1 rRNA gene is annotated in these 457 nt (G+C 53.4%); it reads right to left on the reverse strand.

Annotation, left to right across the window (positions count from 1 at the left end):
• Positions 1 to 457 (reverse strand): 23S ribosomal RNA (locus tag E1J61_RS36675); the annotation flags it as partial.

Raw genomic sequence — 457 nt, forward strand, 5'->3', positions numbered from 1 at the left:
TGCCATTGCACTTTAGGTACGATGTCCGACCGTACCAAGCGTACCTTCGAACTCCTCCGTTACACTTTGGGAGGAGACCGCCCCAGTCAAACTGCCTACCATGCACTGTCCCCGACCCGGATTCACGGGCCAAGGTTAGAACCTCAAACAAACCAGGGTGGTATTTCAAGGACGGCTCCACGTGAACTGGCGTCCACGCTTCAAAGCCTCCCACCTATCCTACACAGATCGGTTCAAAGTCCAATGCAAAGCTACAGTAAAGGTTCATGGGGTCTTTCCGTCTAGCCGCGGGGAGATTGCATCATCACAAACACTTCAACTTCGCTGAGTCTCGGGAGGAGACAGTGTGGCCATCGTTACGCCATTCGTGCAGGTCGGAACTTACCCGACAAGGAATTTCGCTACCTTAGGACCGTTATAGTTACGGCCGCCGTTTACCGGGACTTCAATCAAGAGC

Source organism: Cupriavidus sp. L7L, from assembly GCF_004353535.1.
Taxonomy (GTDB): Bacteria; Pseudomonadota; Gammaproteobacteria; order Burkholderiales; family Burkholderiaceae; genus Cupriavidus; species Cupriavidus oxalaticus_A.